20 protein-coding genes are annotated in these 24,029 nt (G+C 43.1%); 8 read left to right on the top strand and 12 right to left on the bottom strand.

Annotation, left to right across the window (positions count from 1 at the left end; all coding sequences use genetic code 11):
• Nucleotides 1–13 precede the first annotated feature (13 nt).
• From AC6H04_RS02285 to dnaG, 3 genes are all read right to left on the bottom strand, one after another.
• Nucleotides 14–7,012, bottom strand: a complete 6,999-nt coding sequence (locus tag AC6H04_RS02285; RefSeq protein ID WP_497570157.1) for a mucin-binding protein — start codon at nucleotides 7,010–7,012, stop codon at nucleotides 14–16.
• 382 nt (nucleotides 7,013–7,394) lie between these two features.
• A complete protein-coding gene (gene rpoD, locus AC6H04_RS02280; protein ID WP_497570156.1) occupies nucleotides 7,395–8,522 on the bottom strand; it encodes an RNA polymerase sigma factor RpoD in 1,128 nt (375 codons plus the stop codon).
• An 11-nt stretch (nucleotides 8,523–8,533) separates the two neighbouring features.
• Nucleotides 8,534–10,399 carry a DNA primase gene (dnaG, locus tag AC6H04_RS02275; RefSeq protein ID WP_497570155.1) on the bottom strand — a complete coding sequence of 622 codons (1,866 nt, stop codon included), beginning with the start codon at nucleotides 10,397–10,399 and terminating at the stop codon, nucleotides 8,534–8,536.
• A gap of 246 nt (nucleotides 10,400–10,645) precedes the next feature.
• Between dnaG and AC6H04_RS02270 the strand changes: the two genes are divergently transcribed.
• The 3 genes from AC6H04_RS02270 to AC6H04_RS02260 all read left to right on the top strand — a co-directional run bounded on the left by AC6H04_RS02270 (nucleotide 10,646) and on the right by AC6H04_RS02260 (nucleotide 12,593).
• Complete coding sequence (locus AC6H04_RS02270; protein WP_497570154.1) at nucleotides 10,646–10,894, top strand: hypothetical protein; 249 nt, start codon at nucleotides 10,646–10,648, stop codon at nucleotides 10,892–10,894.
• A gap of 179 nt (nucleotides 10,895–11,073) precedes the next feature.
• On the top strand, nucleotides 11,074–12,174 hold the full coding sequence (locus tag AC6H04_RS02265) for an iron-containing alcohol dehydrogenase family protein (protein ID WP_497570153.1): 1,101 nt from the start codon (nucleotides 11,074–11,076) through the stop codon (nucleotides 12,172–12,174).
• A gap of 218 nt (nucleotides 12,175–12,392) precedes the next feature.
• Entirely contained in the window at nucleotides 12,393–12,593 is a 201-nt protein-coding gene (locus tag AC6H04_RS02260) for a hypothetical protein (RefSeq protein WP_497570152.1), read from the top strand.
• Between the two features lie 264 nt (nucleotides 12,594–12,857).
• On the opposite strand, the gene AC6H04_RS02255 is transcribed toward AC6H04_RS02260, so the two are convergent.
• The 3 genes from AC6H04_RS02255 to AC6H04_RS02245 form a co-directional block, all read right to left on the bottom strand.
• Nucleotides 12,858–13,781, bottom strand: a complete 924-nt coding sequence (locus AC6H04_RS02255) for a DMT family transporter (RefSeq protein ID WP_497570165.1) — start codon at nucleotides 13,779–13,781, stop codon at nucleotides 12,858–12,860.
• 725 nt (nucleotides 13,782–14,506) lie between these two features.
• Nucleotides 14,507–15,241, bottom strand: a complete 735-nt coding sequence (locus AC6H04_RS02250; RefSeq protein WP_497570151.1) for a glucose 1-dehydrogenase — start codon at nucleotides 15,239–15,241, stop codon at nucleotides 14,507–14,509.
• An 82-nt stretch (nucleotides 15,242–15,323) separates the two neighbouring features.
• A complete protein-coding gene (locus AC6H04_RS02245) occupies nucleotides 15,324–16,304 on the bottom strand; it encodes an NAD-dependent epimerase/dehydratase family protein (protein WP_497570150.1) in 981 nt (326 codons plus the stop codon).
• Between the two features lie 114 nt (nucleotides 16,305–16,418).
• Between AC6H04_RS02245 and AC6H04_RS02240 the strand changes: the two genes are divergently transcribed.
• Nucleotides 16,419–17,609 (top strand): helix-turn-helix domain-containing protein, encoded by a 1,191-nt coding sequence (locus AC6H04_RS02240; RefSeq protein ID WP_497570149.1) that lies wholly within the window; start codon nucleotides 16,419–16,421, stop codon nucleotides 17,607–17,609.
• Between the two features lie 896 nt (nucleotides 17,610–18,505).
• Here the strand turns inward: AC6H04_RS02240 and AC6H04_RS02235 are convergent.
• The 3 genes from AC6H04_RS02235 to AC6H04_RS02225 all read right to left on the bottom strand — a co-directional run bounded on the left by AC6H04_RS02235 (nucleotide 18,506) and on the right by AC6H04_RS02225 (nucleotide 20,265).
• Nucleotides 18,506–19,267, bottom strand: coding sequence for a hypothetical protein (locus tag AC6H04_RS02235; RefSeq protein WP_497570148.1), 762 nt, complete (start codon nucleotides 19,265–19,267; stop codon nucleotides 18,506–18,508).
• A 493-nt stretch (nucleotides 19,268–19,760) separates the two neighbouring features.
• Nucleotides 19,761–19,829, bottom strand: coding sequence for a type I toxin-antitoxin system Fst family toxin (locus tag AC6H04_RS02230; protein ID WP_497570164.1), 69 nt, complete (start codon nucleotides 19,827–19,829; stop codon nucleotides 19,761–19,763).
• A 346-nt stretch (nucleotides 19,830–20,175) separates the two neighbouring features.
• Nucleotides 20,176–20,265: a type I toxin-antitoxin system Fst family toxin gene (locus AC6H04_RS02225; RefSeq protein ID WP_497570147.1), complete on the bottom strand. Its 90-nt coding sequence runs from the start codon at nucleotides 20,263–20,265 to the stop codon at nucleotides 20,176–20,178.
• A gap of 581 nt (nucleotides 20,266–20,846) precedes the next feature.
• Here AC6H04_RS02225 and AC6H04_RS02220 point away from each other — a divergent pair.
• Nucleotides 20,847–21,215, top strand: coding sequence for a DUF1828 domain-containing protein (locus AC6H04_RS02220; protein ID WP_497570163.1), 369 nt, complete (start codon nucleotides 20,847–20,849; stop codon nucleotides 21,213–21,215).
• Between the two features lie 11 nt (nucleotides 21,216–21,226).
• Here AC6H04_RS02220 and AC6H04_RS02215 read toward each other — a convergent pair whose 3' ends face one another.
• From AC6H04_RS02215 to relB, 3 genes are all read right to left on the bottom strand, one after another.
• Nucleotides 21,227–21,358, bottom strand: coding sequence for a hypothetical protein (locus AC6H04_RS02215; protein WP_497570146.1), 132 nt, complete (start codon nucleotides 21,356–21,358; stop codon nucleotides 21,227–21,229).
• A gap of 211 nt (nucleotides 21,359–21,569) precedes the next feature.
• Nucleotides 21,570–21,818 carry a hypothetical protein gene (locus AC6H04_RS02210; RefSeq protein ID WP_497570145.1) on the bottom strand — a complete coding sequence of 83 codons (249 nt, stop codon included), beginning with the start codon at nucleotides 21,816–21,818 and terminating at the stop codon, nucleotides 21,570–21,572.
• Nucleotides 21,819–21,956: 138 nt separating this feature from the next.
• Nucleotides 21,957–22,196, bottom strand: coding sequence for a type II toxin-antitoxin system RelB family antitoxin (gene relB / locus AC6H04_RS02205; RefSeq protein WP_497570144.1), 240 nt, complete (start codon nucleotides 22,194–22,196; stop codon nucleotides 21,957–21,959).
• Between the two features lie 195 nt (nucleotides 22,197–22,391).
• On the opposite strand from relB, the gene AC6H04_RS02200 reads away from it, so the two are divergent.
• The 3 genes from AC6H04_RS02200 (at nucleotide 22,392) to AC6H04_RS02190 (ending at nucleotide 24,013) form a co-directional block, all read left to right on the top strand.
• On the top strand, nucleotides 22,392–22,556 hold the full coding sequence (locus tag AC6H04_RS02200; RefSeq protein WP_497570143.1) for a hypothetical protein: 165 nt from the start codon (nucleotides 22,392–22,394) through the stop codon (nucleotides 22,554–22,556).
• 438 nt (nucleotides 22,557–22,994) lie between these two features.
• A complete protein-coding gene (locus tag AC6H04_RS02195; RefSeq protein ID WP_497570142.1) occupies nucleotides 22,995–23,432 on the top strand; it encodes a DUF4231 domain-containing protein in 438 nt (145 codons plus the stop codon).
• Nucleotides 23,429–24,013, top strand: coding sequence for a TIR domain-containing protein (locus tag AC6H04_RS02190; protein ID WP_497570141.1), 585 nt, complete (start codon nucleotides 23,429–23,431; stop codon nucleotides 24,011–24,013). Before AC6H04_RS02195 ends, AC6H04_RS02190 begins: the two co-directional genes overlap by 4 nt.
• Nucleotides 24,014–24,029 lie beyond the last annotated feature (16 nt).

The following is a 24,029-nucleotide window of genomic DNA, read 5'->3' as shown; positions in this document are numbered from 1 at the left end:
TTCAATGACGACATTACTCATCATCCCGTTTGCGCCGTTTTAAACCAGCCAAACCTAGCATACTAGTCAGCAGGCCAAGCAACCCTAAACCAACTTCGGAATGACTTTGCTCATTGGTTTGAGGCAACTTACCCTGGCTAGAAGCAGAAGTCTTAGATTGATCGTTCGAAACAGTTGCTGCAGCACCGTTAACGTCCTGCGTCGTTCCAGCGTAACCAGCTTTTTCATCAATATTTCCTGACGTTGCTGAACCCTTTTCGCCCTTTTCAGGAGTCGTCGAGATTGCTTCACCAGGAGCAGGCGTTTCTGGAACAATTTCTCCAGTAATCGATCCCGTTCCAGTTGGTCCTTCTGGTGTCGTTGGCCCTGTTGGCTCAGTTGGCTCAGTTGGCTCGCCAGGGACACCCTCGCCATCTGATGGTGTCGTCTGTACATCAGGCGTATAGGTGACGACGACATCTTCGTTGTACATTGGCACAGCGCTTGCAGTCACGCTACCAAGCGCTTGTTGACCAACTTTAGTTTGACTGGCAGTGTAACCTGGCAGACTAGGCACTGTCTCTTCATAGTAACCGGTTTGCGGCGTTGCGACGCTGACACCCGTTGCTTTATCAGTGGCCACGTTCCAGATCACTGTCTGAACCATTGGCGCTGGCGTTTGACCCGTGTAGTTAGGATCATCAACCACAAAGTGAACCGTCCGAGTTGTCTTAGTCGTGGCGTATTCAATCACGTGATTCAAATGAACCTGAATCAATTGGTCACTGCCGGTTGTGAACTGATACGTGCCGCTGCCAGCTTGACCAGCAGCCAAACTATAACCGGTTGGCTTATTGTCAGTATTCCAATCAACTTTCCCAGAAGTTTTACCTAAAAGCGTCGTTGGTGTGCCAACAACTGCGCCATCATTATCGTCGTCCACATATTCCAGGGTGACGGTTTGATTATTTGGCGTATAAGTGACCGTTGCTGTTTCGTTGTCTGGCAAGGAAGTTACACCCGCATAGGACTGTTGAGCAACACTCAGTGGATCGGCGGTATAGCCATCGAGCGCTGGGGCTGTTTGTGCTGCGTAGCCACTTTGTGGAATGGCAACCATATGCCCGTTGACTTCATCTGTGGCCACATTCCAAGTAATCGTCTGCGTCTTGGCTGCCAGAACCTGACCCGTGTAATTAGGATCGTCAACCACATACGTAATCGTCCGAGTAGTTGTCGCAGTGGTGTTATCAATGATGTGGCTCAAATGAATCTGAACCGTTTGATTATCATTCGTAAATTGATACGTGCCACTGACTGCTTGACCTTTGGCGAGTTTGTAGCCAGTTGGAATATTATCTGTATTCCAAGTAGCTGTGCCAGAAGTCTTACCAGTAATTGTTGTTGGGTTGCCAACGACTGCACCACCATTGGCATCATCGACGTATTCAACTTGAGCTGATTGCGCATTTGGTGTGTAGGTCACCGTAACTGTTTCTGGGTCCGGTAATTTACCTTTGATTGCAGCACCATAATTCTGTGCCTGAACTGTCGCTGAATCTGCAGTATAACCAGGGATTTCTGGAGTGCTCTGACTGCTATAACTGCTCTGTGGAACGGCGACACTAGCACCATTAACTTCATCCATCGCTACGTTCCAATTAATCGTCTGCGTCTGAGTTTCCGGTACTTGTCCTAGATAGTTTGAATCGTCAACCACATAGTTGATCGTCCGGGTAGTTGTGGCAGTGGCGTTATCAATGATGTGGCTCAAATGAATCTGAACCGTTTGATTACCATCATTCGTAAATTGATACGTGCCACTGGTTGCTTGACCTTTGGCGAGTTTGTAACCGGCTGGCAAGTTAGTCGTATCCCAAGTTGCCGTACCGGAAGTCTTACCGGAAATGATTGTTGGGTTACCAACGACTGCACCACCCTTAGCATCATCGACATATTCAACCGTGACCGTTTGAGCATCTGGTGTGTAGGTGACCGTAACTGTTTCATTCTTCGGCATCTGACTGGTTGCGACACCACCGTAATTCTTTGCGGCAACCGCAGTCGCAGTACCCGCAACGTTATCAATTGTTGCGGTATAACCAGAAATCGTTGGAATGGTTTGAGCAGCATAGCCGCCTTGCGGAACGGCGACACTAGCGCCACCTACTTCATCCGTCGTTACGTTCCAGGTAATCGTCTGCGTCTTGGCTGCTGGAACCTGACCCGTGTAATTAGGATCGTCAACCACATACGTGATCGTCCGGGTAGTTGTAGCAGTGGTGTTATCAATGATGTGGCTCAAATGTATCTTGATGGTCTGATTAGTCCCATAGGTAAATTGATACGTGCCACTGGCTGCCTGACCCTTGGCCAGTTTGTAGCCAGCTGGCATATTATCTGTGTTCCAAGTAGCTGTCCCAAAGGTCTTACCAGTGATTGTTGTTGGGTTACCAACGACCGCACCACCCTTAGCGTCATCCACATATTCAACCGTGACCGTTTGAGCATTTGGTGTGTAGGTGACCGTAACTGTTTCATTCTTCGGCATCTGACTGGTTGCGACACCACCGTAATTCTTTGCGGCAACCGCGGTGCCCGCAACGTCACCAATTATCGCGGTATAACCACTGATTGTTGGAATGGTTTGAGCAGCATAGCCGCTTTGTGGAACAGCTACACTAGCGTGAGTAACCTCATCAGTTGCCACATCCCAAGTAATGGTTTGTGTTTGCGTTTCTGGTGTCTGACCAGGATAGTTGGCGTCATTCACTACGTAGTTAATTGTCCGGGTAGTTGCAGCAGTGGTGTTATCAATGATGTGGCTCAAATGAATCTTAACCGTCTGATTTTTATCATTGTTAAATTGATATGTGCCAGTAGCTACTTGACCCTTGGCCAGTTTGTATCCAGCTGGCAGATTGTCGGTGTTCCAATCGACTGTACCAGACGTCTGACCGCTGACTGTTTCTAGCGTGCCAACTACTGCGCCGTTGTTACTATCATCTACATATTCGATGATCACTTTTTGTGCATTTGCATGATAAATAATTTTGACAGTTTCATCGTCTGGAATACCACTAGCGTCCATACCGTTATAGGTCACTTGATCAACCTGATTTTTATCAGGTGTATAACCATCGATTATTGGCGCGGTTTGCTCGCTGTAAACCCCTGTTGGAGTAGCAAAACTCGTTCCCGTGGCTTCATCACTCGTGATCTTCCACATAATCTTCTGCGTCTGAGTCTCTGGCACTTGATTGATGTAGTTTGAATCATCAACAACATACGTAATGGTCCGCGTCGTTGTCTTGGTTGAGTGATCAAGAATATGGGTCACATGAATCAGCACTGGTTGATTATTTGCCGAAAAAGTATAGATCCCACTGGTTGCTTGACCAGCGACCAACTGATATCCAGCTGGGATAGTTGGCATCGTCCAGTTTGCTGTAGCACCTGGCGCACCTGAGATATTCTTTGGGGTGCCAACAACTGCGCCACCGTTATTATCATCAACTAATTTGACCTGCGCACTGGTTTCACCCACCAATTCATACTGAACGAAATCACCATCATAGTAATACTGAGCGACTTGACCGAATTCAGCCTTTTCATCACCTGTACCATCAATAATCGTTGGTGTAGCTTTTTTACCTGATGCATCAGTGACAAGCTTATAGCCTGTTGGAATCAAGGCTTGATCAGTCGTTGAAAATTCAGAGAGTTGAGTCGGGTAATCATTGGTGAAGGTGTCCACATTATCGTTGAGGGTCTTGCTTAGATCATCGAGATTGATATACTGGTCAGCACCAGTATTATCGGTGTAATGATAACGCGTCTTAATAGTTGAAGTCCCGGTAATTTTGATTGAAGCGTCATTAGAATTGATACTTGCTTTGGCACCATTACCATAGAATATCGTTTGCAAATAGCCTATTTTCCCGGCCTGCTCGTTAAATTTATCAGTTGTCCCACTAATTGCGATTCTACCTGTAGAAGTATTGACTTTGATATCTTTGACTTGAATAATAATCGACTTGATGCTTGACCAATCTGTTACTTGACCTGCTGGCACATAACCTGCTGTATTAGGAGCCGTATCGGTCTCACTAACTTTTTGAAGCTTTGTCGAATATAGAACTACTGCATTAATTGGAGTAGCAACTCCCGAAGCAACTGTGTATTCTTTAGGCACCTGGATTGGACCATCTAATTTAAGGGTATATTGAGAACCCTTGTCATCACCAACCGTTGGTAAGTTCACCATTACAGTGGCGTTGCTATTCTTTGCATTGGCTTCTAAAGCGGTGTACACAACTGAATCATAAAATGTCAGTGTAGGATCCCCTTGGTCATCACTTGTACCGCTAGTCACCGCATCAGTATTCTGATTACCTTTAGCAAGCGATGCATTAAAGAAAGAACTGGCAGTGACAATATTCCAGTCACCTTTCCCACCATCAGTCATTAACCAGGCATTCGCATTCCCTTCAGTATATGAAGTATCAACAACCTTAGTCGTATTCGCTAATTTAGTGGTTGGCGAAACAATGTACATTAGGTACGGATACGCACCTGGTAAAGCATCCACGTTATTTGTCAAATTAACAGTACCATAGTAACCAGTACCCTTGTTAGTGTCGATTGTGGTTCCAGACCCAGAGTAATCAATCTTTACAACCGTGTGACCATCATCCGCTACAAATTGTGATACCTCAGATCCAGCCGCAGCAGTGACTGAATCAACCGTCGTAGCCGTTGGAATGACAAAGTAAAATGTTGGACTAGCTATTTTATAAGTTGTTTGACCACGAAGACCTCCAACTTCAACTTGGAACTTGCCTGCTTTTGTAACACCAGGTTTAGAACTGTCTTGTTTTTTATAGCCAACGCCTAATGAGGTGGGTTCAACAACCGTCTGTGTAACAGATGAAGTTGCATCTACTGAGTTGCCGTCTGCACCATCAAAACTAAACGTAATTTTTGAAACTAACTGATTGTTATTTTTTACTGGCGAGCCATCATCATATTCAGCGGCTAAAGTACCATACTCAATAAAACTAGCGGCCTGTCCCAAATCGTTTGCAGTTGCCCCAGCTACTAACTTATTCGGAGTAAACACAGCCGTTCGTATTGCTGACGAGTTTGTAGAAGTTACCCTATCACCTGCATTGACAGTCCCAGTTTGAGTTGTATGGTCTGCCAAAGTTAAAGTATAAGTATAACTAGTAGTCCCCGGAAGATATTCCGATGGTGTTACACCGCCAGTTGGCGTTTGAATGCTTGTGACATTAAGACCATCTGGTACCTCTAATTGAATTTTCGGGTCCTTAGCATCTCCTGGCGCATTATAAGAAAAACCAAAGCTACCTATGTTTTCAGGATCATCTGTAGGATCATCATCCAACACTAATTTATTATGAGCAACTGAGGAATTCCCCTTTGAGTTCGTTACACCCGAGATTTCAGGTGCCGTTTTAGCCCCCATCACAATCACTGTCCATGGCGTTGCACTATCAGTAATGGTTTTTCCATCCGAATTAACAACTTGTGTAAAACTAACATTGCCACTAGCAGTTAATGTTTGGTCTGTATCAGTCTGGGGAACATCAAACGCACCCACAATTCTGTAGGGTTTAACCTCCTGAAAGTTTTGAGATCCGGATTTTGCGGGTACATCAATAATGACCTCCGTACCCTTACCACCGGGTTGAGTAATTGTTGTAGCATCGTCGATTGAATTAATATTTTTAGTGTCTGTTGCATCTAAAACAAATCCAGTAGGTACTGGAATTATGACCTTGCTCCCACCATAATTAGAAGCACTATTAACCCGTGGCGTTGAAGTAGAAGCATCCATAACACCAGTTGTCTCATTAACACTAATATTAAAAACGTAATTAGTCTGCGGTTGAATTTTGGTGACCTTTTTTGTATCAGGATAAAGCAGCGAAACTGTGCTTAATTTTGTAGTCGGATGAATATACTGCGTAAATGTTATAGGCGTCTGTTCAACGCCATTAATTGAATAAGTAATCGTTTTGGTAACCGTTTTCTCAACGTCTTCCATCCCAGCCGATTGTCCCGCATAATTTGATTGCAGCTCAAATTTAAATAGTTGCGTTGTGGTTGTGTCGTTGGTAAACGTATCAGTAATCGTATGGGAACCATCGTCATTCTTTTTATCGACAGTTGTTCCGGCCTGGTCTTGTAGTGGATCAGCACCGCTCCATTTATAAGCTGGTGTATTAGCAGGTACGTTAACTACGTAAACATCACCCGCCCTCGCAGAAACTGTTAGCGTTAGTGTTAACGGGCTTTTCACATTAGTCCCAAAACCTATTGTTGATGATGAGATTGTTAAAATTCCCGTCTGTCCCGGATCTCCCGCCACCGCATCAATCTCCTGCGCCTGATGAGTTGCGTCATAAACTTGTTCCGCGATCTTCTTAGCCGCGTTCAGCTGTTCCTTAGTTGGATTAACCAATGTCTTGGAACTTGCTGACGGTTGATTTTCCGACGAACTGGCCGCTGGCGTTGCATCCGCTGTTGGTGTACTTGCTTGCTTAGTAGCCGTTGCATCACTTGTCGTTGCAGGTGTGTTTTGTGCAGCAGTATCTGCACTCTTCCCAACGCTCGCGGTAGTTGTATCACTAGGTTTTACATTGGCGCTAGGCTTCACATCAGCATTAGCGCTTTCATTTGCATTATCAGTTACTTGCTTATTCGAACTGTCAGTAGCTGTCGTATTGCTAGTATCAGCAACCGTTGCACTTTCTTTCAACGGTACTGTACTTGCTGTTTGAGCAGCTGTTGTCGCACTGCCAGCATCCTTAGTCACCGATGCCACTGGATCCTGCGTTGTTGTTGCGGCATCATCAGCGAAAGCGGTCGTGCTTCCTAACAGTAAACCTGCTCCAAGCGCTAAACTGGCAAGACTGGCATAAACCCATCGTCTACCAGCCTTGTATGCTTTATAATGTTCCTTCAAATTCGACTTGACTGTCCGAATATGATTATTTTTACCTACCATATTGATACCCCCTAGGTTTGTGGCCTACTCCAAATCATTCAATATATCTGTCCATTCTAATGTCCAATACAATATCGAGACTTTAAAAAGCCCCTAGTAAAATATCAACTCGTTAAATTTAATGTTATTTGCCATAGTCCTCCCCCTCTTCTCCATCATTGTACTGGCATAAAGGCTATAAGTAAAGGTCATTAATCGGTTTAATTTTTCTCTATTTTTTAAAATTATTGCAAAAAAATGAGAGACTCATCTCCTTGAAAAATCAAGTAACCGTAATCAATCAAAAAAGCGAAAGCACCTTGATCCTAGTCATTACTGACTGAAAATCAAGGTGCTTTCGCCTAATACGAACAATCTTTAAATTCTTATCGCCTTACTAATTCTACTCCAAGAAATCCTTCAGTTGCTTTGAACGTGAAGGGTGACGAAGCTTGCGTAAGGCCTTAGCTTCGATTTGACGAATCCGTTCACGGGTAACACCAAAGACTTTGCCGACTTCTTCCAAAGTACGGGTCCGGCCATCGTCCAAACCGAAACGAAGACGCAGCACGTTTTCTTCCCGGTCAGTCAGAGTATCCAAGACGCTTTCAAGCTGTTCTTTCAGCAGTTCGTAAGCAGCATGGTCAGCTGGACTAGTGGCATCATCATCTTCAATGAAGTCACCCAAGTGAGAATCGTCCTCTTCACCAATTGGGGTTTCCAGAGAAACGGGTTCTTGCGCGATCTTCAAGATTTCACGAACCTTTTCCGTTGGCATATCCATTTCAGCACCAATTTCTTCAGGGGTAGGTTCACGACCTAAGTCTTGCAGTAATTGACGTTGAATCCGAATCAACTTGTTGATGGTTTCGACCATGTGAACAGGGATCCGAATCGTCCGAGCTTGGTCAGCGATGGCACGTGTGATGGCCTGACGAATCCACCAAGTGGCATAAGTTGAGAACTTGAACCCTTTACGGTAATCAAACTTCTCAACGGCCTTCATGAGACCCATGTTACCTTCTTGGATCAGATCCAAGAACTGCATGCCACGGCCCACATAACGCTTAGCGATGGAAACCACCAAACGCAGGTTAGCTTCGGCTAATTCTTGCTTCGCTTCTTCGTCGCCTTGTTCGATCCGTAACGCCAAGGCAACTTCTTCATCGGCAGTTAACAGTTTAACACGACCGATTTCCTTCAAGTACATCCGGACAGGATCGTTGATCTTCACGCCAGATGGTGCTGAAGTATCCTTCAATTCACTGGCGCTGACTTTCTTGGCAGCTTTAACGGCACGTGAATCTGGATCGCCGTTTTCGTCAACAACACTGATACCAGCATCTTCTACCTTTTCCAGTAAACCGTCCATCTTCTTGGCGCTTAAGCCAAATGGTGAGGCAATTCTATCTGAAAGTTCATCATAGGTGACTTGACCCTTTTTTTTGAAGTCTTTTACCAGGTCCTTAACGGCTTTATCGTAACCTTTTTGATCAAATGCCTTGCTGCTTTTCTTTGTTTCTTTTGCCATTAGAAAGCCCCCTAAGCTTGTTTTTGAGACTGTTTTTGTTGTTGTAGCTGAATATACTCGATCACAAGTTGACGGACGCGGTCGTTATCACCCAATCGCCGTGCTTCTTGCAATGCCTGTTCTGTTTCATCAATTTTCTGGGTTAGCGGTGCAACGTTCATGATCAGCTGGATATAATCATCGATCTCGCCCTCGCTAGTTGACTCATTTAACTGCATGGATTCAATATCAATCACCAGGTTTTGTAAATGATCATCGTGGATAAAATCAACAAATTGCGCTGGTGCATAACTCTGGTGGGACTCAAAGTACCCTTGTGCCAAGGTGTAAACCAGCTGATAATCATCGTCAACAAAATTAAATTGCGGTATCCCGGTCACCCGCAGCCACACATCGTGGTCGTGGAGCATCCGGTACAGCAACGCCCGTTCAGCTTTTTCCACCGGTGTGCGCTTGACCACCTGACGCTGTTGCGTTTGTGGCTGACTTTGGCCGGTATTCATCGCTGGTTTGGCTGGCCGTTCAGGTGTCTGCTTAGCCGGTTTCACCATGGCGAGTTGCTGGCGCAAGCTGCTCTTATCCAGTTGGAAAGTCTCTGCTAACTGGGTCAGATAAACGTCTTGCTCAACGGGTGACTTCACAGTGGCTAAGATAGCTAGAATATCATTCAAGTATTGAAGTCTGCCAGTATCCGTATCCACGTCGTACTGCGTCTTCAAATATCGCATCTCAAAAGCCACTGGTGTCTCGCGAGCAGATTCCAACGCGCTGGCTAACTTCGCCTCACCGTACTTTTGCCGGTATTCATCGGGATCCATTCCCTCAGGCATCTGAATGACGCCTAACGTTAAACTGGAATTATCACGTAAAATGGATAGCGCCCGTTGCGTCGCCTTTTGACCTGGCGTATCACCGTCATAGCAAACGTAAACTTGTTTGGTGATCCGCTGAATCGCATAAATCTGCTCTTCCGTCAGACTGGTTCCCATGGAAGCCACGCCATTATCCACACCCGATTGATGCGCCGACATGACATCCATGAACCCTTCAAACAGAATCAGGTTACCCTGCTTACGCACGGCTCCCCGCGCCAGATCGAAGTTAAACAGTACCTTACGTTTATTAAACAATTCGGTTTCCGGACTGTTTAAATACTTGGGCTGATCTGGCAACTGCTGCAACATCCGGCCAGAAAAAGCAATCTCCTGACCAGACTGGTTGCGGATGGGATACATGATACGGTCTACAAACCGATCACGTAATTCCCCATCTTGGTTTTCGATGAACAAACCGGAATGCCGCAAAGTCTGATAATCGATCTTGCGGGTTTCAAAAAACGGCTTCAGCAGTTGCTTGCTGGGGGCATAGCCCAGACCGTAATCCGATATCGTTTGGTCCGTTAGCCCGCGTTTATGCAAATAATCCAACGCTGGCTGGCCCATTTCCGTGTTCATCAAAATATGCGTGTAAAGTTTTGTCGCTTCTTGGTGCAACTTGATCAGCTGATTGGTCGGTGACTGCGGATCACCGTGCTGACCAGCACCGGTTGCTGCGTTGACGATCTGCTCGTCAAGTGAAACGTGCGAAAAATCCGCAACTTTTACCACTGCTTCTTGAAAGCTGAGGTTTTCCAGCTCCATCAGGAACTTGAAGACGTTACCGCCCCGACCGCAGCTGAAACAGTGAAAAATTTGCTTATCTTCAGTGACCGAAAAAGAAGGTGTCCGTTCTTCATGAAATGGACACAGCCCAAAGAAATTCTTCCCTTGCTTTTGCAATTGGACATATTGACTAATAAAATCCACGATATCAGTTGCATCGCGGACTTGTTCAATTACCTGTTCGGGTATTCTCGCCAACGGCGCAACCCCCTTCATTTAACAACCAAATCACCTATCAAAACATCGAAAGTAACATGCGGATACATTGTCAAAACAGATTCATATTCATTATTAATTTTTCTTTTTTTGCAATCTACCGCGTACGTAGTTATATCATATCAAGTAAAGACTATATGTGCAACTAAAACACCTTCATATGTAGTCGATAAAAAATAACCTTTTGCTTGATTATACGAACACACGTTTGTATAATGACTATATCTTAAAAAGGTGGTGTTGAGATTGACCAAATTCATTAATTTAACGGGCGTACTGGGTGCTGAACCCAAAGTGATCAAGCAAGTTCCCACGATGTTGTATATTCCCATCATAACAGTTGACGGGCAAACATTACACTGTCTTGTGGTCCAACATGCGCTAGATTTTCTGTATCGTGCTCACGCAGGCGCTCAGGTAGCCGTTTATGGTCACTATAACCAGCGTCACCAGTTCGTGATTAACAAATATTTTGTGCGCGCACAAGTGTCGTGAGTTATTCCGACTTCCAAGTGAGTCTTCACAAATGAGATTAAAGAACAATTAAAAAACACCTTGACATTTCATTTTACGAAGTCGATAATGATTCACTATTAGCTGTCACCCAGTGAGATGAAGCTAAACTACATACTAAAGTCTGTCTAACTGACGGACTAACCAAAGGACTGAGAATAATGATTTCACAAAGTGGACCACAACGCTACATATCAGACAATAAGGCTTATGACGAATTACCAGGGTTCATGGCCAAGTTAAAGGTGAGAACAGTCTTATTTCTTCACGGCGAGAAATCATTAGCTGCAGCTCAACCGTATTTGCCAGCATGGCCAGACGACGTTAAAGTTGTTGACGTGCCATTTGGCGGTGAATGTTCATTTGAAGAAATTGACCGAGTGAGTCAGATTGCTGACGAAAACAACGTTGACATGGTGATTGGCCTTGGTGGCGGGAAGGTGTTGGATACCTCCAAGAGTGTCACAACGGGTACCCACCGTTACCTCGTTTTGATTCCAACGCTAGCAAGCAACTGCTCGCCATGGTCAGCCATTTCCGTGCATTACAAGGAAACCGGCGAACACATTAACCATAATATTTACTTGGAAACCGCTAATTTGATGTTACTGAACCCCAAGGTTATTTTGAACTCACCAATCGAGTACTTCGTGGCTGGTATTGGTGATACCTTGGCTAAGTTCTATGAATCCGAGTTGATTTTCCAACAATTACCAGAAGATCAGTACACGGTAGCACTGACTATTTCTCGTCAAATGGCCAACAACTGCAAGGACGTTCTCCTGAAGAACTCCATCGGTGCTGTAGCTGATATGAAGGCTGGCCGTTTAACACCACGCTGGCGTCAAATCGTTGAAACCATTACTGTAATGGCCGGAACTGTTGGTGGCTGGGGCGATGACTACGGTCGTGCTTCTGGCGCCCACGCCATTCACGATGCTTTGACTATCTTCCCAGCAACTGCCCCACATCTACACGGTGCGAAGGTTGCTTACGGGATCTTAGTTCTGCTGGCTATCGAAGGTAAAACTGATAACATCAGAGATTTGCTGCCCTTCTACCATGAGCTCGGCCTACCAACTAACTTGGAAGACTTGAACCTCGGCGGCATTCCCGACAGTGACATCGAAAAAATTGCCACTGCTGCAGCGGATCCAAGCACGCAAATGCACTTTGTCCCCACTAAGGAACCAGTTACAGCTGAGGTTGTTAAGGACGCCATCTTGACGGTTGAAGATATTACAGCTTTTGTTGAAGAATAAATGCTTGAAATGAGTTTTAAACAAGGCAGCACGACAATTTTCTAACTTGGGAAATTGTCGTGCTGCTTTACTTATGTCAGCTTAAATGACTATTTTTAAATTAACCCCTTTAATTACATCATTTAGCCGTAAATTTATTTAATTTAAGTTACTATATGCTACACTCTTACAATGTAGAATATAAGACGGTGACAGACGAAAAATCATGAGGTGATGCCATGACAATCATGACGAGGACCAAACGGATTGGAAGTTTGTCTGTTGATAGAGATTGGCTTGTTTTTCTTGAAAGCTGTGTGGGTTTGTACCTGCGCAACACTGCTAGTCAAACGGGCAACCCGATTGGTGAAAGCCATCCGGAAATTTCTGAAGACACTAAAAAGCCGCCCATAACTTTGACCGGTTCGGCGACTTTTTAGATCTTCTAAATGGTTGTTGTAACTTTAGGTGAAGTCACTGTTCTACTTCTACCACGCCTTGATTATATCATGAGGCGTGGTATTTTTGTAGTTTGGTGATTTAAATCCGTTAAATTAATTGCCACGATTTAGGACATTCCTTGACTATGTCCCACTTTGGCAAAATCCTTTTAAATTGTAGGTAAACGGGGTCTCGCTTGATACAATTTTAAATGTTGCTTATCTTTTGTGCGTATTATCACCTAAAAAGTTATGCTAAATTAATTAGCGAATTCTCCGCAGATTAATCGACATATTTGCAACGTAAACACCTAAGATAATAACGGCTGCCCCTAAAAATTGATAACCGTTGAACTGCTCACCCAAAATGAAAATACCCGCAACAATCGATACGACGGTTGAGATTCCAATAAACGATGAAGTCTGATTGACCCCAATTTTTGCAATCGCAAAGTTCGATAAAAACAATGCAATCACTGAACTACCAATACCTTGGTATAATACGGCCTCCAAAAATTTCATATTGACCACCGGCAAACGCAATAAAGTACCAACGTTTCCTTGACCCACAGCTTCACCAACTGCTAATACGCTAAAGACAATTGCACCCGCGGCTAACATTAAATAGGTGATTTCAATCCCCGTATAGCTCTTAGCTTTCTCCACAAATACACTGTAAAGCGCATATGTGCCAACGGCCAATAATAGGAACAAATATCCCACCACTGACAGACTTGTCTGCGTTCCGGCAGCCACCACTGTGATGATGACACCGACCAAAGTCATCAAAATTCCGATCACTTGTTGACGACTCGGACGCTTGTGTAAAATTAAAGTTGATGCCAGTAAGCTTGCCACTGGAATACAAGCTAAAAAAACACCACTTTCCGAAGCAGTCGTATGACTGATGCCAACCGTTTCACCAACAAAATATAGAACGGGGTTAAATAGACTGACTAACAAAAGCGGTTTTACCGCCTTCCCCCGTAAATCAATATGCACGAACCCAACCGCTATCAATCCACTCATCACCACAAAGGCAATCACAAAGCGCCACCCCAGCAAGGCTAAGACACTCGCCTGATTCGTTGCTTGTTTTGTGAAAATATAACTCAAACCATACAGTCCCTCACAGCCTAATGCAGCCAAGCTTCCGAGGATTAACGACCGTTTGTTTACTTCTTTCATTTGTTTACCAGTCCCTACAATCTTATAATATTTTCCCAGTTCACGTATCTGATAATTATACCCCAAACTTTTAGAGAACCCTAGGACATCATCGCTAGCAACAAGAATGATATTTGGCTGACTAACAATAAATTTTTCAGCCATATTCTACCTGAATCTTCCTATTATATTAGACATGATGACCACCCACCAACCCAGAACGTTCAATGACCGTACCGCCGAGTGTTAATGATGGCACTAAAAGGTCGCCCAAAACTTTGACCGCTTCGGCGACTTTCTGGTGTCATTCTTTATAGTCACAATCCGGGAAATTAATCTGAGCGGAATTTAGGATATTTTCTGACTATGTCTTACTTCTGCAAACCCCGTAAACTGTAGGTAAATATAGCCTCGGATGATACAATTTTAAATGTTGCCTATCCTACACCACAGCGGTTGGGAGTGTTGTTCAACTTTTTAGTAGCACCCCTTGTGGTTTCACTAGTTTCAATTTGGTTTACGGACTGGTTAGATCACACCACAAGTAAACTCCAGGCAACAATCTACCCCCCGCTTTTAGCGTAAAAAAGAGCCTTAGCAGCTGCAACTGCTAAGGCTCTTGGTGTTCATGTTGTTCAACTTTTTACACTCATTATTATATTATCTTTCCCAGCCATAGCAAGCAACCACAACTTAATTCGTACCACCTTGCACAGACTTAATTCAATTCGGTTTTCTAATAATGATTACTGTGCCGTCAATCCCCCATCAACCGTGAATTCTGCACCCGTCGAATAACTCGAATCATCTGACGCCAAGAAAAGCACCATCTTAGAAACTTCTTCAGGTTCAGCAATTCGTTGCAACGGAATCATTTTGGCAAATTGTTTTACCGCCTCATCCGTATCGCCCTGATGAATCATTGGTGTTGAGATTACACCTGGATGAACGGAGTTAACCCGGATATGATTGTGTGCTAACTCCAGTGCTGCAGCCTTGGTCATCCCGCGAACGGCAAACTTCGTGTCAGTATAGCCAATGGCACCGCCGACTAAGCCATTAATAGAAGAAATATTCACGATGCTGCCAGAACCCGCTTTTTTCATTTCAGCTGCAGCATATTTCATTCCCAAGAACACACTCAACTGATTGATCTTGAAGATTTTCAGGTATTCATCCGTGGTGATGTCAAATAGTGATTTGGCATACGTGATGCCGGCATTATTAACTAAAATATCCAGTTGACCAAAATGAGCAATGGTCTCTTTAATCACCGTTTGCCAGTCGGCTTCACTAGCAACGTCTTGCTTAACAAAGACGGCATTATCTCCCAGTTCAGTCGCTAATTTGGTCCCTGTTGCTTCATTAATATCTGTGATGACCACTTTAGCACCCTCGCTAACGAACAACTTAGCGTGCGAGGCACCCATACCTTGTGAGCCACCCGTGATGATTGCTACTTTTCCGGTTAATTTATTCATAATGATTATCTTCCTTTTTGTAAGCGTTTTCTATTCTGTCAACAATAACTTTCCAGATAACGGTTCCTGCACTTATTTGTTACTAGCCCTTAACGCATTTAGCCAGCGTTTCGCGAATCGAAGCAGGTACGTCGTGATCTTTAATACCAAGGAATGCTTGCGTTTCAGCCGGATCAGAGCATAACTGCTCCTCTTGTAGTTGTTGAGACAGCAAGAGGTTAATCCCATGTTCTTTACCAGCCTGGTCAACTTCCGCTTGAGCATCTTCCAGTTGTGGCTTCATTTGATCAAATGAAATCACTCGTACTTGCGTTTTACCGGTCTGACCTAAGGCCGCCACAATCATCGTATAGAACTCCTGATAGCTAAGGTTATAACTATTAATCGCAAAGGTTTGTCGATGTTTACCGTTCTCCAGCGCACCAACGGCAGCTTCACCAACCTGCTCAACAGTTACAGACGAGGTTGCCCCCTTTAGAGCTGGGTAGACAGACTGGTCACGGATCATATCAACAAACATTTTCCATAATGGCATTCTGCCTGGCATGGTACCAAAGATATAAGGTAATCGCAGTGATGTCACTGTCATGCCACCTTCACCTTCCGCAAAGGCCACCTGTTCCTGCAACAGCCGGGTATTAACGTATGGTTGGTCTTGATAAGTTGGGTATTTAGCTGCCAGCTTAATCGCAAACTCACTATTATAAGAGCCAAATAACACGAAATGGCTGACCCCGGCTTGCCGTGCTAATCGTGCAAATCGTTGAGTTGGTAGAACGTTAGCCTGATAATAAAAGCTCAAGGCCGGCTTATCCGGAACCGAACGTTCATCTGCACCGGCGGCATACATAAAGCCATCGCAGTCAGCTAGTAAATCAACGATCTGTGAATCACTAAGTTTGTTCATATCACCAAGAGTTAATTCGACCTCTTCAGGCAGCAAATCCGCTTTCGGCAATGGTGGCAATGCCATTGTCTTGACCTGATAGCCGCGTGACAACAGTTCTTTAATGGTGTAATAGCCTAAAAAACCGGTCCCACCTAAAACAAACACTTTCGACATTGAAATCCCTCTTTTCTAGGTTGTTTGATAATTAATTCACAACCAGTATAATAGATTCCAATAGCACTTTAGTAACAAAAATCCGTTAAGTGTTCAAATTGGGTGGGTGACAACATGAATCAAAATTTTCCGTATGTAAGTACCAATTATTTATCGGGTCAATATCAGCCGCAATCACTGACGATTGTGCATCAGCATTTGCAAAAAACTCAGCCAGCTCATTTTTCCGATGAGGCTGAGTTACTCGTGATTACTGATGGTCAGATGACTCTGGAACTAAACCGGCGACCAATCAACCTGTCTGCCGGCGAAATTATCCAACTCATGCCCTATCAAATGCAACAGTTAAAACTATCCGCCAATCAATCGGTGGACCTTTTCCGAATTCGTTTGTCCTTGGGATTGCTCTTACTATCTTCCACAGACGAAGCACAGTATTCAAAAGCCCTTAAAACCACAGATCGATTCTACCCAGTTGTACGGGTCAACACGACTGAAAAGGCTTTTTTAACTCAATTTTGCCAAGAAGTTATTCGCCAAAAACAATTACCGTTAGGCGGATCATCAAGTCTAAACTTATCCTTAGTTTCTTACGTGATGTATTTGTTTCAAACAGGAACCAAGGTCCCGCTCCCAAAGCAACATATGGAACCAGCTTGGCAATGGTTAAAATATCTGCAGTTTCATCATCAGTCTGAAGTCACTTTAGCAGAGGTTGCAAAAGTCTTCAGCGAAACCGAAGACACTGTTCAAGAAGGATTGCTCAGAATTACGGGCTTCTCATTTGATCAATTACTAAATCAAGTCAGGATCAGGAACGCAACAGCATTACTAGAGTTTTCAGAACTCACTATTCGTCAGATTGCCAATATTTGCGGGTATCATTCAGTTGGCACCTTCTATTATCAGTTTAAAAAGACTCATCGCCTATTACCAGTAGAGTACCGCAGCCAACTCAGCACGCATCAGCAACTTGTGGGGCTCAGCGATGGCTGGGTGATCGGCGTTTATCTGCTGGAGCACTGTTATGAACCCCTGACGGTTGAACAAGTAGCCCAAAAATTGAATTTTTCAGTTGATACGATTACCGACCGCTTAAAAGAGCACTTTGGTTTAACCTTTAAACCCCTTCTAAATCTCTTCCGCTGTGAATTAGCTCGGCCGCTCGTCTTAACCTCAAAACTAACTTTTGCACAAATCGCCATTAAAGCCGGCTACCACGATACTGTAAGTTTTGTACGAAACTACCGAAAAGTGTGGCAGGTAACGCCTAACGTTGATCGTGGGAACGGGACAAAACATTAGTATAGGAAATTATTTCAGACGCTTTCTAATTATGTCCCATTTTTACAAAGCCTATGTAAACTGTAGGTAAACGAGGCTTCACATGATACAATTTTAAATATTGCCTAACCCACACCGCAGCCGTTGGGAGGTGGTTCCGTTGTTTAGCGTACTAGTAGCACCCCCTTGTGGTTTCAATCATTTCTATTTGGTTTACGGATTGGTTAGATTGTAGACACCACAAGTAAACTCCAGGCAACAAACTAACCCACGCGCTTTTAGCGTAAAAAAGAGCCTTAGCAGTAGCACCTGCTAAGGCTCTTGGTGTTCCGTTGTTTAGCTTTTACAATTTCTATTGTATCATCTTCTCCAGCCATAGCAAGCACCCTGCATCGTCGCAACAATCACACTTTCCCACAAAATAATTATAAATGTTATTTACGATGTTGTCTTTTTCGAGCATTCAAGTTCTCTAATAATAGGATAAATCATTTAATTATTCACATAAATTAATAATTATTTATTCAAAGAAAGGTAATTCAACTAATACGGGATTGTACTTTTATGTATTGGGTGATATATTTTACTCGAGTTTAGCGAACTAGAATTCCAGCCTGGAGAAGGATGAAAGCGCTAAGAAAATACTGGTTTACTGAACAATTTACACAAAAACTTTTGTATGTTTTCGGGTGTACCCTAAAAAGTTATGCACTTATTTCCCTTTTAAACAAATTTTAATAAAAATACACTTAAAAACAGATTTATCAATTTTTTCGATTTTTTTTAAAAATTTGGAAGAGACTCAGAGGTTGCCGACTTATACAGCTAAACTGCCTTTAATCGTTTACTTTGATATGCTGCGTGACAGACAGAACTCAGTGCTTGTTTTCAAACCATCTAGCTAAAAGAATAACCGTTTAGACTTCCGTTTCGGGTAACTGCCCGTACCGGTAATGGTTAAGATCATCGTCGACTTCATCGGTGCGCTCCAGAAAGCCGACTTTGCCGAGGATGAGCCCCCGTTTGTATTTCTCAATCTTAATCATGAGTTTTTTGAGCGTTTCTTCCGAATGATGCTCGCCTAAGTCTGCCATATCAAACGTAGGACAGATTAAGGCTGTCTGCTGCTTGATGAAGCCAGCGATGGCCTTGCACAATTCTTGACGGCATTCGACTGAACGTCTCGACATCGGCCACTGTAAAACCAGATGGTGGTCAACGATCACGCGGCTGCAATTATCTGGAAAGTCCCAGATATCGCGTTTGTATTGCCAGCGAAACCAGGACCGGTTAGTGGCGGCGACTGGCCCCGCTGGCATGAGCCAAAAATCACGGCAAACGTACGGCACCCCCCTTTTCATTTTCAGCGCCTTAGCTATTGTGTGGCGAATATCGTTGTGATAATCCATAGGAAAGTGCTTCCGTAGACGTTTCAGCAGCCGATTAGGTGTCGGCCGGACTTTGATCAGCCGCTGATCATCATACAAGATGATGCCATTATAGTGGCTTTGGGTGTCCGATTGATTGATTATAGCAAGAACATGTTCCCATTCTGGAACGAGCTTCATATCCTCACTAGCAGTGACCACCTCGTCAAGTTGTAACTCACTGGGTTCTAAGTAACCCTGTTTTTCGACTTTTTCCCGGCTTTCGGGAGTAAGATCCATGTAATATGTCATGGAATGTACGCTCCTTTTAATAATAGAATTGATGGTACGAGAGCATCATAACTGGAATATACCAAAATGGAAAGTCAAACGAATCGGCGGTGGCTGGCAGATTGGGCTATTTGGGTGCTGATTGATTAGGTGGTCGGTATGGAAGATTTGGCGGTGATTTATAGCTTAGTTGTGATTGAATTTTGAAGAAGTGGACTATACCATCGTTTTCCCTAGTTATATGTGAACATGTTTCGGCTGAGCCGTTAGTTGAGTTTTAAAGGGTATCGATTAGTATTTTGAGGTGTCTGAGGTAGAAAAAGTTTTTTGAACTTTATTTATTTTTGGAGGCGTTTTGGGAGGCATCGGTGAAGGTGCGTAGACTTGACTCGGTTCCATTCTCTGGTAAGACACTAAAGGAATGAACGTTATCATTAATGACACAAGAAAAGAGAGCCCCTGTGACGGACTCTCTTTTTTAATGCTCTGGTTGGTTTTCATCGCCCGGTCTCCGCTAACGTTTCCGGTCCAACCAATTAGCGAATATCGCTACAAGAATACCGGAAATAACGCTGGCAAGTATCGTCAGAATAAATACCTCCCTTCTCCGTAATCAGGTGTGCATTACTTTGAAAGTCGGGCGACCGTAGTAGTCTATAGAACTTGGATAGTGGTTACAAGAGTTGTTGGAAATTTGACACAATGTTTCGCTGGATGCTTTAGCGGTGGAATGGCATAACTCGAGGAGTACGATAGATTTAAGACATTGTCTAATATTGAGCTGTGTATTTAAGATATTGAGCTTTACTTAACTGAAATCTCTGGTACAATGAATTTGAATAAAGTAAATCATGATCAACACAGAAAAGAGAGCCCTGCAACGGCTCTCTTTTTTGTTTCTTGGCTGAATTTTGTCGCCCGTTAATTGACTAGCGTCTCCGACTCAGCCAATTGGCGAATAGTGCCACAAGGATGCCGGAGAGCACACTAGCAGCAACAGTAACTATAAAGTAAATCACGGCCAACACCTCCCTTCTCCGTAATCAGATGTGGATTACTTTGAAAGTCGGGCGACCTTAGTAGTCTATAGAACTTGGGTGGCTGTTACAAGGTTTGTTGGGAAATTAACACAATTAGGGTCATTATTGTGGCTGATCCAAACATGACATTTAGTATTGAGCACGCAGATTTAAATATCCAACCTACTCATCTTTCAGAAGAGGAAAAGCAACGTATTATTGACGCATCAGCGGCTGAGATATTTGGGCAACCAGTCGTACAGGACACACTACGGGAACTTTACAAGCTTTAATTTCGAAAAAAACTTTTGATGATAAAAACGACCTGACTGCTTTAATAAGAATCGGGTCGTTTTTTTGTGACTTCAGCGCAGGAGAAGAGATTATGACCCTCACCTTGCAGTCAAACACCGGTTAATTTACACATATTTATGATTATGTACCAGATTAAATACTTAACTATCTTTATCTCAATTTGGGGATTGGCGTATTCAAGGGGAACATATGTGCTAGAATAATGTTTGAATGAGTGAAGTGAATTTTATTGGAAGCGTAGAGGCGAACATCTTGGATACTGATAGCTGCTTGACGATTATACTCACTGGCTTCGAGGCCAATATAGAACCAAACGAATTGATACCTCTGAGGAGATCACAACCCCATTCACTAATATGATTGGCGATAACATGCGGGTATATGTAACCCCAATATCCAATAATCGGATTCGCTTATCCGACGATGGTACATCGTTAGAAGATCTGTTGCTGTATGGCATTGACATCAATTCAACGGCTCATAGAACGATTATCGACCGAATAGCGCGCCAGTTCTCAATTGATTTACTCGATGATGTGCTTTCAACCACTGGTCATGTTTCTGACTTTCCAAGGATGATACAAAGCCTGATTTCAGCTATGATTCAAATCAATGGCTTGTCGATTATCACTTAAAGGCGGGAACTTTAATCTTCATCTAGCGTTCTTGCCCACTCTTCAAAGTCATCCGTATCACCAATCGTTTCGGCCATATGGTGTTGATCTTCGTACTTTGCGTGTTGCGCTTCCGGGGTATCCAGGAAACTGATTAATTTCACGTCATTATCAGCTGCTTTGATTAAGGACAGTCGGACGTACTCGGATACTGTTAACCCCATTTTGGCTAACTAAGGTACTGCTGAACGTTAGTTATTGAGAAGGCTGGCTGATGTATTTTGCATTGGCTGGCCTTTTTCGTGCTGAAAAGCAAAAAATCTTCCAACCTTTCTGGGTCGGAAGACTTCATTTTTACGATGATACTTCAATATTTCAATTACTAATATGTCGCTTACTCTGTACATCAGCCTTAGCAAGCTGATGTTTCTTGCGCTCATTCAGCCAAAGCAAGACAAAGAACGCCCCACTGCTGAAGGCCCATGCAAGACCCGATAATACTGCCAGCCAGAGCGGATGGGAAAAGATGGTGATGATCATTAACACAAAAGCAAGTGTATCAAATTTACTATTGATTCGATTCCATTTGTCGTATGGGGCAATCCATACCTTTGCAGTTTTCATTATTCGTCATCAGCTTTCAGAAATTTAGTGGGTGTATTCTTCTATCATTTTACCATTAAAGGCGATACACATCTCGCTATGCCTAACAGAGAATGACCGTATAACCAACTGATCACTGCAACTTTGGAAAATCCCAGGCTATAAGTCATCATCCGCCCCGCCAAATTTACAGAAAACTTCTTCCATTGATTGCGTTTCTTTGCCGCTTGCTTGATAGCGTTTATAAGCGACTTGGGCAACTTGCTTATCGTATTCATCTTTAAGTTGTTCCATTGAGTACTTCTTAATCAAGTTAGACAGTGTGATGCCGTAGAATTCGGCCATGCAGTGCAGCCATTTCTTTTCTAAATGACTGACATGAACAGTAATCATTGCCATGAGTAGTCGCCTCTCTGTGTTTCATCGTATTACATGATGGTAGAATTGCCAAAGGGATGTGGTTTGAGTTGACCTGCAGTAAATTAAAGACTATATTATTGGAAATTGTCGGATCAACCCTCGTCATGCGCGATGGCGTACTCTGCAACTGTTTCAACAAGATCCGACGAAACCAACACATTGGGGGTAATTGTCGTGGAGAATACGAACGTGACATTTAGTATTGAACGTGCAGATTTAAATATCCAGCCCATCCATCTTTCAGCAACAGAGAAGCAACAAATTATTGACGCATCAGCAGCTGAGGTGTTTGGGAATCCAATGGTACAGGAAATACTACGGGAACTTTCTAAACTTTGATTTTGTCCCAGCCTTTTGATGATTTGACGCACTTAGGCAGCCATGCTAAACTACACTCATTAATTGCTAACCAGGCTTCGAGGAATCGGAGCAGACTTGGTTGGCCTTTTTTATGGAGTCATCTATGGTTAGTGATTTCTTATTTTGTAACGATTTAGTATGTTATATCAATCTTAGTGATGGTAGTATAATCACCATTAGTAGATTGGCTTGCATTCTAACAAAACAGTCTCAGTTAATAAAAAATATCGTTCCAAATAATTAAAAATGGGAGATACTTCAAATGAGCTCAAACAGTAACTGCACCAACTTATATCATGCAGTAAACATTATTTGCTCGAAATGTAAAAAGACTAAATTCATAACTAAAAATTAAGACTGGAAATCACTAGAATTTCTGACAAATGGGATTAAAAGAATATCTAAGGAGTACGCCTCATGGACAAGAACAAGTACATTAACAGTCGCTTAGATGATCAAATTGAGTGGTATGACAAAAAAAGTAGCATCCAGAAAAGGTATTTCTACCTCTCCAGAATCACTTCAATCATTATTGCTGCTTCGATTCCAGTCTGTACAGGATTCGTTCCAAAGTATTCCTGGATGCTCCACATTATCGCAATTCTAGGTGCATTAACTGGAGCCATAGAAGGAATTTCTACTTTAACAAAGCTACATGAAAAATGGATACAATACCGAACTATTGCTGAAGCACTAAAGCGTGAAAAATATATGTTTAGTACCTCATCCGGAGTTTATGATTCGCCAGATACAGATCAACTTAAAACTCTTGTAGAACGTTGCGAATCTATTATTTCAAGTGAAAATATTAATTGGGCTAACATGAACAACAATAAAAGGGGAGACAAAAAATGATTGATAGCCATAAATGCTTTATTTCTTTCAAAACTGAAGATCTTAATTACAAAAATATTATTCAGAACGACTTAGATATCGATATGATTGATAAGTCTTTAAATAGCCCTATTAATTCCATGAATGAAGAATACATCATGCGAAAAATCCGTCAAAATTATCTTCAGGATTCTACGATTACTATTACTTTAATTGGATCACACAGCGCTGAAAATAATATTACAGAAAACCAACATTATATTAAGCGCGAAATGCAAGCCAGTTTATACGATAAGCCTAACGGAATATTAGGCATAGTTCTTCCAGAAATGTATGACAGCATTTTTAAAGGAAAATACACTTGCTCAATCTGTAATAACGAACACAATGCCGTTGCAATTAATGATGATACCGTAATTAAAGAATTTAGTTCAAACTACTATATCGCAGATCATGTTGGCTGCGCTTGGAGCTATAATGACGAGTACTGTGTACTAACAAAATGGGATGACTTCGTTAACAGTCCTGCGCGCTACATTCAAGCATCATTCGATAAACGAACTGATCCTGTAGCTAAAAAGATTAAAGTATTCCCAAAGTAGAGTGACGTGTACCCCC

The sequence above is a fragment of the Secundilactobacillus sp. MJ173 genome, from assembly GCF_059704265.1.
This window is presented reverse-complemented; position numbering and strand designations above follow the sequence as displayed.